This window comes from Haloechinothrix salitolerans (assembly GCF_042662605.1).
Taxonomy (GTDB): domain Bacteria; phylum Actinomycetota; class Actinomycetes; order Mycobacteriales; family Pseudonocardiaceae; genus Haloechinothrix_A; species Haloechinothrix_A salitolerans.
This window is the reverse complement of sequence record NZ_JBHSXX010000001.1, coordinates 4,610,674-4,623,782: the sequence shown is the minus strand read 5'-3', so window position 1 is coordinate 4,623,782 and position 13,109 is coordinate 4,610,674. Positions and strand designations below refer to the sequence as shown.

The window sequence follows — 13,109 nt, the reverse complement described above, 5'->3', positions numbered from 1 at the left end:
CGGTGCATGGCAGACGTCCGCTCCGCGACCGGTCCCGAGATCACCGCCGCCGACCTGTACGCACTGCTGCGGCTGCGCGTCAACGTCTTCGTCGTCGAGCAGGAGTGCGCATACCCAGAGCTTGACGGCCTAGACCTGCTGCCCGGCACGTGCCACCTGTGGCTCGCCGAGGGCGACACCCTCCTAGGCTGTCTGCGGATCATCGACGACGGCGGCGGTGTGCTACGGGTGGGGCGGGTGTGCGCGTCGGCCGCCGCGCGGGGGACCGGAGTGGGTGCGCGGCTGATGACGGCCGCGCTCGACGTCATCGGGGACGCCGAGTCGGTGCTGGGCGCGCAGACCTACGCGACCGGGTTCTACGAGCGGTTCGGCTACCGCACCGAGGGCGAGCCGTACGACGAAGACGGCATCCCGCACATCACGATGCGGCGGGTGCTGTCTCGGTAACGACCTGGATTGCCTGCTCCACCTCGGCGTCCGTCAGGCCAGCGTTCGCGGTGAGCCGGAGCCGGGATATGCCGTCCGGCACCGACGGTGGCCGGAAGCAGCCGACGCGCACGCCCCGTTCGGCGCAGCGCGCCGCCCAAGCTACCGCGTCATCGGGGAAGGGGGCGCGCACCGCGAGCACGGCTGCTTCCGGGGTGCTTGTAGGCAAGCCGGCCGCCGCGAACCGCTCCGCCATCGTCGCGGTGATCTCGCGGGCCCGCTCGGCCCGTTGCGGCTCCTCGACCAGCACTCGCAACGCCGTGAGCGCGGCTGCCGCGCTCGCGGGAGCCAGTGCGGTGTCGAAGATGAAGCTGCGCGCCGTCTCGGTGAGATGCCGGATCACCCGGCGCGGCCCAAGCACCGCACCGCCTTGCGCACCCAACGCCTTGGACAACGTCACTGTGGTGACGACGTCGGGGGCCGCGTTCAACCCAGCTTCATGCACCGCTCCCTTGCCGCCGTCGCCGAGCACACCGAGACCGTGCGCGTCGTCGACGAGCATCGCCGCTCCCGTCTCGCGGCAGGCGTTGTTGAGTGCGGTCAGGTCAGCCTTGTCACCGTCAACCGAAAACACCGAGTCCGTGACGACCAGCGCGCGCTTGTGTCGCCGGGTGCGCAACGCGTGGGCGACGGCGCTTGGGTCGTTGTGGGCGACGGCAGCGATGTCGGCGCGGGAAAGGCGGCAACCCTCGATCAGCGAGGCGTGAATCGAGGCGTCGGTGACGATCGCCGACTCCCTGCCGGACAGCGTGGTGACCGCGCCAAGGTTCGCGGTGAATCCGGAGGAGAACACCAGCGCCGCCTGGGTGCCGCAGAAGCGTGCCAGCTCCTGTTCCAACTCGGCGTGCAGTTCCGTGGAGCCGGTGACAAGGCGTGAGCCCGTTGAGCCAGCGCCCCACTTGAGCGCGGCGGCCGCGGCCGCTCCTGCGACGCGCTTGTCCCTGGCCAGCCCCAGGTAGTCGTTGCCAGCCAGATCGAGTTCGGTCGCGGCGGCCGCGCGCGGCCTGAGGCGGCGCACCAGGCCGGCCTGGGCGCGTTTCTCGGCCTCGACGTCGAGCCAGTCGAGGACGTTGTCTGCTGGTACCGGGGCGGCAGGACCTTCGACGCTCACGTCAAGCAGTGTCGCACCGAACCCAGCTTCCGATGTGAGGAGGTGCCGGGAGGGCAGGCCGGATGCGGGCCGGGTAACACCGTCAGGTATTCTTGATCGGTTGATTCATGGCGCACCTCGCGCCGGGTTCGTCCCTGTTACCCCCACCGGCTGCCGGTGAGATCGCTTCGCGCCGACGCGGAGCTGTCCGGGCCTTACGGTGACGTGCCACCATCCGAAAGGCATCTGTGACTACCACTGAGCAGCCGCGTTCGCGCGCGCCCAAGCACACCAAACCCCGGCACCGCACAACCGTCAAGAACCGGTTCTCGCCCCGTGCCGCGACCTACACCAGCACCCCTACGACGTCACGGCCCGCCGCGTCGTTCGACACTCTCGGCCTGCCGCCCGCGTTGCTGCGCGCGCTCCAGGACGCGGGCATCACCGACCCGTTCCCCATCCAGTCGGCGACGATTCCCGACGCGCTCGCTGGACGCGACGTCCTTGGTAGGGCGCAGACCGGCTCCGGCAAGACGCTGGCGTTCGGTCTCGCGCTGTTGACGCGTCTCAACGGCGGCACGGCCCAGCCACGCAGGCCCCGTGCGGTGGTGCTGGTGCCAACGCGCGAGCTGGCCATGCAGGTCGCCGACGTCCTGATGCCGCTGGCGAAGGCGACTGGCCTGTGGTGTCGCACCGTCGTCGGCGGTATGTCGTTCGTGCGCCAGGCCGACGCGCTCAAGCGCGGTGTCGACCTGCTCATCGCCACGCCCGGCAGGCTGTCGGACCACGTCCGGCAGGGGACGTGCACGCTGTCCGACGTCGGGTTCGTCGCGCTCGACGAGGCCGATCAGATGGCCGACATGGGTTTCTTGCCGCAGGTGCGGGAGATCCTCGATCTCACCCCGAAGACCGGGCAGCGGCTGCTGTTCTCCGCCACCCTCGATGGCGCGGTCGGCCAGCTGGTGCGGGAGTATCTCGTGGAGCCGGTCGAGCACTCCGTCGCCCCCGTGACGGCGAGCGTGACCACCATGGAGCACCATGTGTTCTCGGTCACCAAGGTGGACAAGCAGGCTGTCGCGGCCGAGATCGCGGCACGCTCGGGCCGCACGATCTTGTTCGTGCGAACCAAGCACCATGCCGACCGGGTCGCTAAGCAACTGCGACAGGTTGGCGTGTCCGCGGTGTCGCTACACGGTGGTAAGACGCAGGGACAGCGCAACCGCGTGCTGTCCGACTTCAAGGACGGCAGGTCGAACGCGCTGGTCGCGACCGACGTCGCCGCGCGCGGCATCCACGTCGACGACGTCAGCCTCGTGCTGCATGTTGACCCGCCCAACGACTCGAAGGACTACCTGCACCGCGCGGGCAGGACGGCTCGCGCCGGGGCCGACGGCACCGTCGTCACACTGATCACCCCGGACCAGCGGCGCACGATGCGGCGGCTGACCGACCAAGCTGGCGTCAAGCCGACGACGACCCAGGTTCGGCCCGGCGACACCGAACTCGCGCGTATTACCGGCGCGCGGCAGCCGTCGGGTGAGCCGGTGGCCGAACCGCAGGCGGGCAGCAGGCCGAGTGGGCCGCGTTCGGATGGCCGTCGTCGCCCGCACCAGGGTACGGCTTATGGGCGCCAAGGTGGTGGCCCGCGTCGGCGGACATCGCCGTCCGGCGGCCGACGGCAACGGCGTGACTGACCTGCGTATGACGCCATAGCCATGAAAGCGGCCCGCGAGTGCTTCCACTCGCGGGCCGCTTTCGGTTCGCCCGTTCCTGGGCCGTGGTTTCCGTGGCAGTGTGGGGCGGCAGCTTCGAGAAGGGAGACGGCGTGCGGATCACGGTCATCGGTGGGGGAGTCGTCGGATTGAGCGCCGCGCTGCGGTTGGCGCGGCGCGACCATCGAATTACGGTCGTCAGCGCGGACCCGCTTACCGAGACCACGACGACTGTCGCTGGCGGGTTGATTTATCCGCGCCACGCCGAGCCGGTCGAGCGGGTCGCGCGCTGGACCGAAGTCAGCGTCGCCGAGTTCCACCGGCTCGCCGAGGTGCCGGGAACCGGCGTTCGGTTCCGGCCGGGAGCATTGCTGCGACGCACCGATCGCCCCATGCCACCGTGGGCGGATGCCGTCGGCGGTATGACCCGTGACACTGACGTCGCCGCGCCCTATACCGACGCGCTGCGCTGCGTTTCGCCGCTGGTCAACACCGGGCGGTACGTGGCATGGCTCGAAGCCGAACTGCGGCGTGCTGGAGTCGAGTTCGAGCGGCGTACGGTGCGCGCGCTGAGCGATGTCGCGGACGAGACCGATATGGTGGTCAACGCGGCGGGGATGGATGCGGGCAGGCTCGCGGGTGACGACACGGTGCGGCCAGCGCGCGGCCAGGTCGTGCACATCGCTGATCCCGGCTTGACCGAATGGATCGTCGACGAGGACGACTTCAGCTACGTCCTCCCGCACGGTGACCACGCCGTCTGCGGCGGCACTGAGGAGTTCGGGGAGGACTCCCTCGAACCCGACCCCGACACCACCAAAGACATCCTGCGTCGGTGCGCCGCGCTGCTGCCCGGTATCGAGGACGCCGAGATCCTGCGCGTGAAAGTGGGGCTGCGACCGCATCGGGACCGGATTCGGCTCGACCGCGAGGGCGACGTGATCCATTGCTACGGGCTCGGTGGGGTCGGCGTCACGCTGTCCTGGGGTTGTGCCGACGAGGTCGCCGATCTCGCGGGCCGATGAGCGCGCTAGTCGGTGAGCAACTCCAGGCTCCGCTCGCCCGTGCGCTCCACTTTCAAACCCGCCGCCGATGCCGTCGTCAGCACGTCGTCGACGCCCGAGGGTTCTCGCGTCGCGCGTGCCAGCGCGGCGGCCAGCTGCCCCTTGTACGCCTTGTTGTGATGGCTGACGGTCTTCCGCTTCCCCTTCGCGTCGATCGTGACCACCCGGACGGTGACGGCACCGGACACCCGCGCCAACGACGCATAGGCGCCGGACCGCAGGTCGACGATCAGCTCATCCAGTCCAGCGAGCACGGGCGCCAGCGCCGGTCGCCACACCGCGCGCAGCGGTCCGATGCCCGGCAGTGTGCTGCCCGCGGAGAGCCGGTAAGCCGGGATCGCGTCACTCGCCCGGACGATTCCGAACAACGCGGACGCGGTGGCGAGCCTACGTTCGGCGCGCGCCCACTCGGCCTGGTTGAAGCTCGCTGCGCCGAGCGCGTCGTAGAGCACCCCGGTGTAGCGGAGCAGCGCGGGCCCGGTCGGCGCGCTGAGCAGCTCCCGGTTTCGGTCGACTTCGGCGGTCTGTCGCTCCGAAAGGCCGAGCGCCGCCAAACTGGCGGGCACGTCCTCCGCGAGCGCACACAACGCCTGGACCAGGTCGCGTCGTGTCGACGTCAGCTCTGGAAACGACAGCGCATCGAGGTCCAACGCCTCGCCATCGCCGACGGCCTTGGTCTCCGACGGAGGAAGCAGTACCAGCACCTGAACAGGCTAAGCGATACCGTAGTGTCGCCCACGCCCCTGGCCGTGTCGACGCGGTCCCCGTAACCGCCATGGAATCGTCCCGTGCCATGTCGCGAACGTCAGCGCCGGATCGGCACGGATAACCGGTTGCGATGGCGCTGAGCCCGTCGCATACCCTGCGTGCATAGCCGAATAGGCTCGTCGTCAAGGAGCTACCAGAGTGATCACCAGGATGTCGTCGCTGTTCCTGCGCACGCTGCGCGAGGATCCTGCCGACGCCGAAGTACCCAGCCACAAACTTCTCGTGCGTGCCGGTTATGTGCGGCGCGTCGCGCCGGGCGGGTTCTCCTGGCTGCCGCTGGGGCTCATGGTGCTGCGCAACATCGAGCGGGTGGTGCGCGAGGAGATGAACGCCATCGGCGCGCAGGAGATCCAGTTCCCCGCGCTGTTGCCGCGCGAGCCTTATGAGGCGACCGGCCGGTGGACCGAGTACGGGCCCAACGTGTTCCGGCTTGTTGACCGCAAGGGCGCGGACTACCTGCTTGGTCCCACTCACGAAGAGCTGTTCACGCTTACCGTGAAGGGCGAGTACACGTCCTATAAGGACTATCCGGTCATCCTGTATCAAATCCAGACGAAGTACCGCGATGAGGCGCGGCCCAGAGGGGGAATCCTGCGCGGCAGGGAGTTCGTGATGAAGGACTCCTACTCGTTCGACCTCGACGCCGCGGGGCTGCAGCGGTCGTACGAGAAACACCGCGACGCCTACATCAAGATCTTCGATCGGCTCGGGCTGCGGTACGTGATCGTCAAGGCAACCTCGGGCGCGATGGGCGGCTCGGCCTCTGAGGAGTTTCTCGCGGAGTCCGACACCGGCGAGGACACCTACGTGCGCAGCAGCGACGGCAGTTACGCCGCCAATGTCGAGGCCGTGGTGACACCCGTGCCGCCCGCGCAGTCCATCGAGGACAAACCTGCCGCGCAGGTGCACTACACGCCCAACACACCGACCATCGAGACCCTGGTCGACTACCTCAACGCGCAACCCGAGATCGGCCGCACCTTCACCGCGGCCGACACGCTCAAGAACGTCATGCTCAAGACACGCCAGCCCGGCTCGGACGAGTGGGAGCTGGTGTGCGTTGGCGTGCCCGGTGACCGCGACGTGGATATGAAGCGGTTGGAGGCGGCGCTGGAGCCCGCCGAGGTCGCGTTGCTTGATGATGCCGACTTCGAGCGCAACCCGTTCCTGGTGAAGGGCTACATCGGGCCGAAGGCGCTGCAGGACAACAAGGTCCGGTACCTGGTCGACCCGCGCATCGTCGAGGGCACCGCCTGGGTGACCGGCGCCGATAAGCCGGACCACCACGTCGTGGACCTGGTGTGTGGGCGGGACTTCACCCCCGACGGCACCATTGAGGCCGCCGAGGTGCGTGAGGGCGACCCCGCGCCGGAATCCTCCGGCACGCTCCAGGCCGCGCGCGGCATCGAGATCGGCCACATCTTCCAGCTCGGTACCAAGTACAGTGATGCGTTCGCGCTGGACGCGCTCGGTGCCGACGGCAAGCCGATTCGCATCACCATGGGGTCCTACGGTATCGGCGTGTCCCGGCTGATCGCCGCGATCGCCGAGCAGCATCACGACGACCTCGGGCTGGTGTGGCCTCGGGTTGTCGCGCCCGCCGACGTGCACATCGTGCTCGCGGGCAAGGACGACGCCGTCACGGAGACAGGGGAGAAGCTCGCGGCTGAGCTAGACGACGCCGGGGTGCGTGTCATCCTCGACGACCGCAAGTCCAGCCCCGGCGTGAAGTTCGCCGACGCCGAGCTGGTTGGCGTGCCGACCATCCTGGTGGTCGGTAAGGGACTGACCAAGGGCGTCGTCGAGGTCAAAGACCGCGCGACCGGCGAGCGCACCGAGGTGCCAGTGGGTGAGGCGGTCGCCCACCTCACCGCCCTCATGCGGTGAGACTGGCTTTCAAGGGCACGTCGGTCGTCAGCCCTCGTATGGCCGCAGGCTGGCGATGATCTTGTCGCTCACGTCGGTGGCGAGCTCATCGTCGACGCCGACGTCCGTGTAGAGGATCAGGATGATCGTGTCGGCGCCCGGTGCTGGCTGGAAGGCGGCGACGCTCAGCCGGATCTTGTCGGCGTCGGCGCACTTCTCTCCTTGTTGCTCAGGCAAGGGGACCATCGCGGACGAGACGTGTGCCGTGAGCGAGCCTTCCGCGATCGAGACTTCCTTGGCGGCGGTGGGGGAGACCTTCTTCGAGTCCACCGGGAGCTCACCGGCTGCCGCACCCCAGAACTGGGTGGCTGCCACCGCTGCCTTGCTGGGCTCGAGGTCTCCCGCGGTCTGCGTTCCGACCCGTGCACGGTGCCAGCCCTCCACCGGCTCGCCGCAGTAGTTGTCCTTGTAGGTCGAGACACCGCGCATGATCGCCGTGTCGCCGTTCGGATTCTCGAAGCCCGCGAGCGTGCTCGGGGTCGCGATCTGCCAGCCCTTCTCGGGGACGTCGTAGGCGACGTTGTCCTTCGGTGACCACACACCCTGCCAACCGCTGGTCACCGCGTCGATGCGGATCTCCTGCTGGCTCGGCAGTTCTTGGGTTCTCCTGCCGGGCGCTGACGGCTCCTGCTCCGACGAGGACCGCTCAGCGGACGGTGGTGCGGCTGGTGGCGCTGAGGTGACAGGGCCGGATGCCGCGGCGCTGCTCTGGTCGGAGCGCAGTGTCAGCACGGCCACAACCCCACCGGCGCTGAGCAGCACCACGAGCCCGACCGCCAGAGCCAGGATCAATGGTCCCCGTGATTTCCTTGGCGGTTCCGGCGGCTGGTACATCCCGAACCCGCCGTATTCCCGCTGCCAGTCTGTCTGGTTCTGCTGGTAGTGCGGCTGCTGGTAGCCGGTCCGCGGTGGGTAATGGTGCGGAATCGGATCGCCTGTGAACGGGTCGACCTGCTGGCCTTCCCAACCCCCTGGATAGCTCATGCGCGAAACCTTACCGCCGTCCTCGGGAAGGGAGGCGCCAGCCACAGATTTCAACAACCGTTGACATATTCGGGGTGCCAACCGTACGCTCAGGTCACCAATAATTCATCGTACGTAGAATTTGGAGGGGGTCATGGCGAAGTCAACGAGTAAGCGTGCGCCACTGGTTGTGGTCACCGCCTTGGTGGGCGGGTTGGTCGCGGGTGTTCTGGCGCTGCTGACCTTCGGAGCGCAGGCGAGTGCGGGGCCGGACGGTGTGCCAGTCGCCGTCGCGGTCGCCGACGATCCGACGTCAGCGGGGCTGCGCGCGGCGATCGGTGCGGTCGAGGCACGAGCGGGTGATCGGCTGGATGTCGAAGTGACCACGCCAGACAAGGCCCGAGGCCTGCTGCATGACAAGGAGGTCTATGGGGTGCTTGAGCTTTCCGCCGGTCCGGGCGGACCACAGGTCACGGTGGTGACGTCTGGGGCGGTCAATCCCGCGGGTACGCAGGTCGCACAACAGGCGCTGACCGGTGCCGGCCAGGCGGTGCTGGCGGCTGCCGCGCGGAACGCCGGTGCGGACGCGGAGCCGATACAGGTTGAGCGGATCCATCCCGTCGGGACGTCGATGCGTGCGATACCGGTCGCGTTGAGCGCACTGGCGTGGCTGGGCTGTCTCGTAGCCGGGGCTACGTTGACACTGCTGGCGCAGCGCGGCCGGGTGCGGATCGGGGCGGCTGGCAGGCTCGCCGGAATGGGTGTGACGAGCGTGTTCGTGACAGCGGTGCTGGCTGGGCTCGTCCTGCTGTGGGACTCGTCGCTGCCGCTCGGCTGGGATGTGATCGGCCTACTCGCGCTGGTTACGCTCGCCTTCGCGGCCGTGCAGGGTGGGCTACTGCATCTGCTCGGAATCAAGGCGATGGCCGTGCTGGCACCGCTGTACCTGACGGCGTCCGTCGTCGCCGCCCAGGTGCCGGAACTGCTGCACCCCGGCTACCGGGTCGCCTTGTGGTCGTGGTCACCGTTTCGGTTTCCCTCGGAGGCGCTGCGCAGTCTGCTAGCGGGCACCTCTGATGTCCCCGACGTGACATTCGCGGTATGGGTGTTGACCGGGATCCTCGTCGGGGGGCTGCTTCTGCTCGCCGTCCCGCGACGATCAGCCGGGCAGCAGGCTGAAACGCACCCGGCGGACAGGATTGTCGATGTTGGTGTCGACAAGGCAGATCGACTGCCAGGTCCCCAGCATGAGCTGGCCACCGAGTACGGGGACCGTCGCGTACGGCGGTAGGAACGCGGGCAGGACGTGGTCTCTGCCGTGGCCGCTGGTGCCGTGCTGATGGCGCCAGCGGCCGTCGCGCGGAAGCTGGTCGTCGATCGCACGCAGCAGGTCGTCGTCGCTGCCCGCGCCGGTCTCGATGATCGCGAGTCCCGCGGTCGCGTGCGGCACCCAGACGTGCAGCAGGCCGTCACCACCGCCGCATCCGGCGAGGAACTTCTCCGCGTCGCGTGTCAGGTCGTGCACCACGGCGGTTGAGCCGGTGCGGACCTCGATCTGCTGGGATTCCACACCTCTACCGTACGATCCTCACCCTCGCCTGTTCCATGCCGACATACGTGGGTGTGCTGGCATGTTCGTGGTGGCGAGGGTTATTCGCGCTCCTCGTCGTCGCTCTTGGCGCGCCGCGCGGCCTCGCGCATCTCGATCGCGTCGGTGATGCCGTCACCGATCTCGCGGGCGACCCCGACGACGGCACCCGTGATGATCTTGGCGATGTTGCCGACGCGTTCGGCCGCCGACTCGGTCAGTTCCTGCACCGTGTCCTTCTTGCGTTCGAACTCGCCGACCATCGCCGTTCCCTTCGTGATGCCCCGGTCAGGCCGTGTCACGCTGCTATTCCGGCCCGGGAGCTGTCTTGCTGTGCGTCAACGGTAACCTGCCGCGCCTCGGTTGACCTGTCGGTGTGACCACCGACAAGCGCCCGCAGCGCGCCCTTGGGCGGCATCGCCAGCGTGACGATCTTCTTCGCGACGGACGCGAGCTGCTTGTGCAGCGGCCCGGTGTGGTAGGGCAGGCCGTACTTCTCGCAAATCGCGCGCACCTCGTCCGCGATCTCCGGGTACCGCCGCGCCGGGATGTCCGGGAACAGGTGATGCTCGATCTGGTGCGACAGGTTGCCACTCATGATGTGGAACAGCTTCCCGCCGGTGATGTTGGCCGAGCCCAGGATCTGCCGCAGGTACCACTGCCCACGTGTCTCATTCTCGGTCTCTTCCTCGGAGAAGCTCTCGACGTCCGCGGGGAAGTGGCCGCAGAAGATGATCGAGAACGCCCACAGGTTGCGCACCAGGTTCGCGCTGGCGTTGCCGAGGAACGTCAGCGGTGCCAGCGGTCCGGTGAGCAGCGGGAACAGCACGTAGTCCTTGCCGATCTGCTTGGTGGCCTTGGCGCGCATCTTCCTGCGCACCTCCTTGGTCTCCGCCCAGCTCAGCTCGCCCTTGACGATGCGGTCGACCTCGAGGTCGTGGAACCACACGCCCCACTGGAAGAAGATCGCCAGCAGCGTGGCGTAGACCGGGTTGCCCAGGTAGTAGGGGTGCCACTTCTGGTCAGGGTCCATGCGCAGCACGCCGTAGCCGATGTCGCGGTCCTTGTCGAGGACGTTGGTGTGGGTGTGGTGCAGGTAGTTGTGCGAGTGCCGCCAGTTGTCGCCTGGCGCGGCCGTGTCCCACTCGAACGTCTTCGAGTTCAGCTCGGGGATGCGGGTCCAGTCGTACTGGCCGTGCATCACGTTGTGGCCGATCTCCATGTTGTCGAGGATCTTCGACACCGACAGCGAGGCCACCGCTGCCAGCCAGAACGGTGGCAGGAACCCGAGGTACATCAGGCCCCTGCCCGCGACCTCGAGCCCACGCTGGGTCTTGATGACGCGGTTGATGTAGTCGACGTCGGCCTCGCCGAGGTCGGCGACGATCCGCTGGCGGATCGCGTCCAGTTCGCGGCCGAACTCCTCGACCTGTTCCGATGTGAGCCTGTCCTGCAATCCTGTCATGGTGCGTTCCTCCTGGTGTGTTCAGCGCCGGTGCTCAGCAGTTGATGTTCACGTCGCCGACGGGGACGGAGATGCACAGTTGGATCTCCTCGTCTTCCTCGGCGGACAGCTCACCGGTTAGCGCGTTGCGTACGCAGCCACTCGTCTTGACCTGGGTGCACGAGAAGCAGATGCCCATGCGGCAACCGTGCTCCGGCCGCAGTCCCGCCTGCTCGGCCTGTTCCAGCAGCACGTCACCAGAGTTGGCCGACTCCCTGCCACTGCGGGAAAACCGCACCGTGCCGGTCGCGTTGGCGGTGTCGATCTCCAGCGCCGGTGGTGAGAACTCCTCGGTGTGCAGGTGTTCACTGACGCCGTTTTCGGCATACGTGGTGCGCACCGCGTCCATCAGCCCCTGCGGGCCGCACAGGTAGGTCTCGGCCTCGCGCCACCACGGCGCGACCGCGTCCAGGTGCTCCGCGGTGAACAGGCCGTGCACGTCGGCGCCGGTTTCGGTGGCCGTGTACCCGAGCGCGACGTCGATGGTCTCGCTGTCGTCGGCGAGTGCGGTCAGCACGTCGCGGTAGAGCACATCGTCCGCGGTGTTCGAGTAGTGCAGGAACGCGACCCGGCCCTTGTAGCCCTCGTCGTGCAGCGTGCGCAGCATCGACAGCACCGGCGTGATACCGCTGCCGCCGCTGATGAAAAGCAGCGAGTCTGGCCGCCACGTGGGCAGCGTGAAGGTGCCATCCGGGTCCGAGATGCCGAGCACCATGCCTTCGTGCGCGTGCTCGTGCAGGTGCCGCGAGACCAGGCCGTTCGGGTCGACCTTGATCGTCAGCTCCAGGGTGCGCGGGTCGCCGTACTGCGAGTTCGCCGGCGAGTAGCAGCGCGTGCGGCGCACACCGTCGATGTCGACCGAGACCCGCACGTACTGACCCGCGCTGAACCCGCGCCACGCCCTGTTCAACGACAACGTGAGCGTGACCGTGTCGTGCGTCGGGTGCGCTACTCCGGTGACGCGCGCCCTGATCTCGAAGCGCACGAGCAGCGGATCGACGAGTTCGAGGTAGCGGTCGATGCCGTGCGGGGTGAGTAACCGTTCCGCCAGCGACATCGCGGCCTTGCGCGCTGTCGTCGCCCTTCTCGGCAGGAGTGTCCTCACGTGCTCGTCCTTCCGGTCATCAACCAACGCATTACAGTGAACATCTGTGCACTAACAAGTGCACTGGAATCGGGAAGTCGTGTCAACCAGGCATGACTGTGAGTTGGGCGATACACCCGAAGCGGAAGGTGCGGTGGACGCACGTACGCTGAAGCCTGTGACGACGAGGCAACCCGATGAGCCGGTGAGCAGGCAGGAGCGCAAGCAGCGCACCAGGCAGGCACTGCTTGACGCGGCATTGCGGCTGGCCAAGGACCGCACGTTCGCCGGGTTGAGCCTCCGCGAGGTCGCCAAGGAAGCCGGGATCGTGCCGACCGCGTTCTACCGGCACTTCGAGTCCATGGACGACCTCGGCATCGCGCTGGTCGAACGGGCCATGCGCAGTCTGCGCACCATGATCAGGGAAGCGCGCCAGAACCCGGCGACCTACGACGACGCGATCCGTGCGTCGGTACACACGTTGTGCTCGCACGTGCGCGCCAACGAGGCGCATTTCCGGTTCCTGACCAGGGAACGCTACGGTGGGACCGGTCCTGTGCAGGCCGCGATCGCGACCGAATTGCGATTGTTCGGCAGTGAACTGGCGGTCGACCTCGGGCGCTTCGAGGGCTTGGCGGAGTGGAGCGCCGAGGACCTGCGGATGATGGCTGACCTCATCGTGACCGCCATGCTCGGCATCGTGATGGAACTCGTCGACATCCGTACCCCCGAGCCGAACGCCGAGGAGGAAATCGCCGCCAAGGCACGCAAGCAGTTACGGCTGATCGTGGTAGGGGTGGCCGGATGGCGGAGCACGTGATGCCGCACGCGCCGCGCCTTCCGGCCTGCGAAATCGGGTTGTAACGAAGCCCACCGAAGATCGCGCGCGACGGTGCGGCGTGGTAAACATTCCGCACGCCAGCG

12 protein-coding genes and 1 pseudogene are annotated in these 13,109 nt (G+C 67.9%); 6 read left to right on the top strand and 7 right to left on the bottom strand.

Annotated elements, in window-relative coordinates; genetic code table 11:
* The first annotated feature begins 6 nt into the window (after window positions 1-6).
* Window positions 7-447: a GNAT family N-acetyltransferase gene (locus tag ACFQGD_RS21915; protein ID WP_345401036.1), complete on the top strand. Its 441-nt coding sequence runs from the start codon at window positions 7-9 to the stop codon at window positions 445-447.
* On the opposite strand, the gene ACFQGD_RS21910 is transcribed toward ACFQGD_RS21915, so the two are convergent.
* Window positions 419-1,597 carry an 8-amino-7-oxononanoate synthase gene (locus tag ACFQGD_RS21910; protein WP_390221094.1) on the bottom strand — a complete coding sequence of 393 codons (1,179 nt, stop codon included), beginning with the start codon at window positions 1,595-1,597 and terminating at the stop codon, window positions 419-421. The genes ACFQGD_RS21915 and ACFQGD_RS21910 overlap by 29 nt on opposite strands.
* A 227-nt stretch (window positions 1,598-1,824) precedes the next feature.
* Here ACFQGD_RS21910 and ACFQGD_RS21905 point away from each other — a divergent pair, with 227 nt between their 5' ends.
* Both ACFQGD_RS21905 and ACFQGD_RS21900 read left to right on the top strand, forming a co-directional pair.
* Window positions 1,825-3,270: a DEAD/DEAH box helicase gene (locus ACFQGD_RS21905; protein ID WP_390221093.1), complete on the top strand. Its 1,446-nt coding sequence runs from the start codon at window positions 1,825-1,827 to the stop codon at window positions 3,268-3,270.
* A 131-nt stretch (window positions 3,271-3,401) separates the two neighbouring features.
* Window positions 3,402-4,313 (top strand): NAD(P)/FAD-dependent oxidoreductase, encoded by a 912-nt coding sequence (locus ACFQGD_RS21900; protein ID WP_390221092.1) that lies wholly within the window; start codon window positions 3,402-3,404, stop codon window positions 4,311-4,313.
* 5 nt (window positions 4,314-4,318) lie between these two features.
* Here ACFQGD_RS21900 and yaaA read toward each other — a convergent pair whose 3' ends face one another.
* Window positions 4,319-5,056, bottom strand: a complete 738-nt coding sequence (yaaA, locus tag ACFQGD_RS21895) for a peroxide stress protein YaaA (RefSeq protein WP_345401045.1) — start codon at window positions 5,054-5,056, stop codon at window positions 4,319-4,321.
* Between the two features lie 202 nt (window positions 5,057-5,258).
* On the opposite strand from yaaA, the gene ACFQGD_RS21890 reads away from it, so the two are divergent.
* Window positions 5,259-7,007 (top strand): proline--tRNA ligase, encoded by a 1,749-nt coding sequence (locus ACFQGD_RS21890; RefSeq protein WP_345401048.1) that lies wholly within the window; start codon window positions 5,259-5,261, stop codon window positions 7,005-7,007.
* A 27-nt stretch (window positions 7,008-7,034) separates the two neighbouring features.
* On the opposite strand, the gene ACFQGD_RS21885 is transcribed toward ACFQGD_RS21890, so the two are convergent.
* Window positions 7,035-8,030, bottom strand: coding sequence for a DUF8017 domain-containing protein (locus tag ACFQGD_RS21885; protein WP_345401051.1), 996 nt, complete (start codon window positions 8,028-8,030; stop codon window positions 7,035-7,037).
* 133 nt (window positions 8,031-8,163) lie between these two features.
* On the opposite strand from ACFQGD_RS21885, the pseudogene ACFQGD_RS21880 reads away from it, so the two are divergent.
* A pseudogene (locus tag ACFQGD_RS21880) lies at window positions 8,164-9,228 on the top strand (ABC transporter permease); the annotation flags it as partial.
* Here ACFQGD_RS21880 and ACFQGD_RS21875 read toward each other — a convergent pair.
* From ACFQGD_RS21875 to ACFQGD_RS21860, 4 genes are all read right to left on the bottom strand, one after another.
* Complete coding sequence (locus ACFQGD_RS21875; protein ID WP_345401053.1) at window positions 9,169-9,579, bottom strand: YjbQ family protein; 411 nt, start codon at window positions 9,577-9,579, stop codon at window positions 9,169-9,171. The pseudogene ACFQGD_RS21880 and the gene ACFQGD_RS21875 overlap by 60 nt on opposite strands.
* Before the next feature lie 80 nt (window positions 9,580-9,659).
* On the bottom strand, window positions 9,660-9,860 hold the full coding sequence (locus tag ACFQGD_RS21870; protein WP_345401108.1) for a hypothetical protein: 201 nt from the start codon (window positions 9,858-9,860) through the stop codon (window positions 9,660-9,662).
* A gap of 35 nt (window positions 9,861-9,895) precedes the next feature.
* Window positions 9,896-11,062, bottom strand: a complete 1,167-nt coding sequence (locus ACFQGD_RS21865) for a fatty acid desaturase family protein (protein WP_345401057.1) — start codon at window positions 11,060-11,062, stop codon at window positions 9,896-9,898.
* A gap of 34 nt (window positions 11,063-11,096) precedes the next feature.
* A complete protein-coding gene (locus tag ACFQGD_RS21860) occupies window positions 11,097-12,206 on the bottom strand; it encodes a ferredoxin reductase (RefSeq protein ID WP_345401060.1) in 1,110 nt (369 codons plus the stop codon).
* Window positions 12,207-12,363: 157 nt separating this feature from the next.
* Here ACFQGD_RS21860 and ACFQGD_RS21855 point away from each other — a divergent pair, with 157 nt between their 5' ends.
* A complete protein-coding gene (locus ACFQGD_RS21855; RefSeq protein ID WP_345401063.1) occupies window positions 12,364-13,005 on the top strand; it encodes a TetR family transcriptional regulator in 642 nt (213 codons plus the stop codon).
* Window positions 13,006-13,109: the final 104 nt, after the last annotated feature.

Coding starts and splice junctions, on each gene's coding strand:
- ACFQGD_RS21915 (WP_345401036.1), top strand. CDS start 7: ATGGCAGACGTCCGCTCCGCGACCGGTCCCGAGATCACCGCCGCCGAC.
- ACFQGD_RS21885 (WP_345401051.1), bottom strand. CDS start 8,030: ATGAGCTATCCAGGGGGTTGGGAAGGCCAGCAGGTCGACCCGTTCACA.
- ACFQGD_RS21870 (WP_345401108.1), bottom strand. CDS start 9,860: ATGGTCGGCGAGTTCGAACGCAAGAAGGACACGGTGCAGGAACTGACC.
- ACFQGD_RS21865 (WP_345401057.1), bottom strand. CDS start 11,062: ATGACAGGATTGCAGGACAGGCTCACATCGGAACAGGTCGAGGAGTTC.